We start from the raw sequence: 3,109 nt of genomic DNA on the forward strand, positions 1-3,109 counted from the left end.
ACCGGCGAGCCGCCAGACCGCTGCTCGCGCTGGAGCCGGAACCCGGCCTGCCCCTGCCCACCGCGTCCGACGCCGGCCCCGCTGTTCCCGGACCGGCTCCCCGGCCCGCCGCCGCACCCCGCAGACCCGTGCTCGAACTCCACGAGGAGCTGACCTGACGATGTCGACCGTGGTTGATCCCCGCTTCGAGGCCGACCAGCACCGGCTGGCCGGCCGCCACCTGGTCACCAGCGTCACCGCCCAGGACGAGATCGTGCGCGGCCACCTGGTGCACGGCACCCCCGTCCTGCCGGGCGTCTTCTTCCTCGACCTGGTCCTGCGGCTGCTCCGCCACGCCGGCGTGGACCCGGCCGCGGCGGAACTTCGCCGCTGCCTGTTCATCGCACCCGTGGTCGCCGCGGGCGACCGCGACCGGCAGTTGCAGATCGCGGTGGACTCCCCGTCTCCGCAGGGCGTCCTGCCGGTGACCGTGCGCAGCCGTCCGACCAGCGGCGGTGTCGTGCTGGACGAGGCGTGGGAGACCAACTTCCAGGCCGAGATACGACTGTCCGCGGCCGAGCCCGCGGGACGCGTCGACACGGACCGGCTGAAGTCCGCCGCCGACGAGGTCTGCGACGCCGACACGCTGTACGCCTTCGCCCGCCAGGTCGACATCCACCACCGTGACTTCATGAAGGTGGACGGGACCGTCTACCGGGGCGACGGCTTCTCCCTCGGTGACGTACGCCTCGGCCCCGACGCCCAGGAGTACCTGGACCATTTCCACATCCACCCGGTCACCCTCGACTTCTCCACGCTGGTGCCGTTCCTCCAGTTCGAGCTCGGCCAACGGGAGCTCGCCGCGCGGCCGTTCATCCCGATCTACATCGAGTCGTTCCGCGCGTACGGCCGGCTCGGCGCGGCGGCCCAGGTGTACGTCCCGCGCGTCGAGCAACGGGAACTGGACGCCGAGACCGTCACCGCGGACCTCCACATCTGCCACCCGGACGGCACCGTCGTCGCCCGGATCACCGGCTTCCGTGCCAAACGGGTCCGCACCGCGGACCTGATCACCCGGCTGGCCGAGAGCGAGACCGGCGCCCCGTCGGCTCCGCCCGCGCCCCGGTCACTGCCCCCTGCCGAGCCGCCCGGGGAAGAGCCGCCGGGGGAGGAAACGCCGGGCGAGGAGCACCGCAGCCTGGAGGAGGCGATCAGTGACCTGGTGGCCAAGGCCCTGAACAGCGGGGACGCACCGGTCGACCAGGAGCGGGGCTTCTACGACCTCGGCCTGGACTCGGTCAACCTGCTCACCATCGCCGTCTCGCTGGAGAAACTGCTCGGCACCGAGCTCTATCCGACCCTGTTGTTCGAATACCCGACGGTCAACAGCCTCGCCGCCCATCTCAAGGGCCAGGGGCACCGGTTGACCGGCGGCGGCACATCCGCGCCGCGGGAGCGGGACGAGCCGGCCGGGGCGGAGACCCCGGTCACCGAGTCACGCTCCTGGCCTGCCGCCGAGGTCCGCCTCCCGGCTTCCCCGCCCGAACCCGACAGCGGGCCCATCGCCATCGTCGGTCTCGCCGGGCGCTATCCGGGCGCGGCGGACATCCGGGAGTTCTGGCGGGTGCTGCGGGACGGCCGGGACTGCGTCACCGAGGTTCCCGCCGAACGCTGGGACCACGCGCCCTGGTTCGCGCCCGGACGGCGCGTGCCGGGCAAGACCCACGGCAAGTGGGGCGGATTCGTCGACGGCATAGAGAACTTCGACCCGCTGTTCTTCAACATCTCCCCCCGCCAGGCCGAACTGATGGACCCGCACGAGCGGCTGTTCCTGGAGACCGCCTGGAACACCGTCGAGGACGCCGGCTACACCCCGGAGGAGCTGGGCCGGCAGACCGGCGGCGCGGTCGGCGTCTTCGCGGGCGTGATGTGGAACGACTACCAGCTCCACGCCATCGAGGAACTCGCGCGGGACAACCCGCAGATCGTCGCCTCCACCTTCTCCCTGATCACCAACCGGGTGTCGTACGCCTTCGACTTCCGCGGCCCCAGTGTCTCGCTCGACACCGCCTGCTCCTCCTCGCTGACCACCATCCACCTGGCCTGCGAGGCGATCCGGCGCGGCGAGTGCCGGGCCGCCCTCGCCGGTGGGGTGAATCTGTCGCTGCACCCCTTCAAGTACCTGCGGCTCGCGGAGAACAACCTGCTGTCCACCGACGGTCGGTGCCGGGTCTTCGGCGAGGGCGCCGACGGCTACGTCCCCGGCGAGGGAGTCGGAGCCGTACTGCTGCGGCCGCTGGCCGAGGCGGAGGCGGCGGGCGACCACATCTACGGGGTCATCCGGGGGTCGGCCGTCCAGCACTCGGGCCGCACCAGCGGCTTCGCCGTACCGAGCCCGGACGCGCAGGGCCGGGTGGTGCTCGAGGCGCTGCGGCGGGCCGACGTCGACGTGGAGACGATCACCAGCATCGAGGCGCACGGCGCGGGCACCACGCTGGGCGACCAGATCGAGATCGCCTCGCTCACCAAGGCCTACCGCCGTTCCACCGACCGTCGCGGATTCTGCGCGGTGGGCTCGTTGAAGTCCAACGTCGGTCACCTGGAGGCCGCCGCGGGGATCGCGGCCCTCACGAAGGTGCTGCTGTCCATGCGGCACCGGACCATCGTGCCGACGCTGTACACCGAGCGGCTCAATCAGGAGATCCCCTTCGACGACAGCCCCTTCTACGTCGCACGCGAGCGGCGGGACTGGCCACGGGCGACCGAGCCGCGCACCGGGCTGCCCGCACCGCGCCGGGCCGGGATCAGCGCCTTCGGCTTCGGCGGGGCCAACGTCCACATGGTGGTGGAGGAGTACGAAGCGCGGACGGAGCACGCCGGCGACGTCGGCGTACCGGCCGGGACCGGCGACCCGCAGGTCGTACCGCTGTCCGCGCGTACCCCCGAGGCGCTGCGGGCCCAGGCCGACCAGTTGGTCCGTTTCCTGGCCGAGCACCCCGACGTGCGCTTCGCCGACGTCGCCCACACCCTGCGCGTCGGACGCCGGCCCATGGAACACCGGGCCGCCGTGGTGGCCCGCGACACCGCGGAACTGGTCGACCTGCTCACCCGGTACGGGGACGGCCGGGCG

General features: G+C 72.4%; 1 protein-coding gene. It reads left to right on the top strand.

What is annotated here, in order from left to right:
• Positions 1-160 precede the first annotated feature (160 nt).
• A partial coding sequence (locus tag GT042_RS19895) for a beta-ketoacyl synthase N-terminal-like domain-containing protein (protein WP_202533245.1) occupies positions 161-3,109 on the top strand: 2,949 nt, incomplete at its 3' end.

This window comes from Streptomyces sp. SID3212 (assembly GCF_009865405.1).
In the GTDB taxonomy this organism is placed as follows: Bacteria; Actinomycetota; Actinomycetes; order Streptomycetales; family Streptomycetaceae; genus Streptomyces.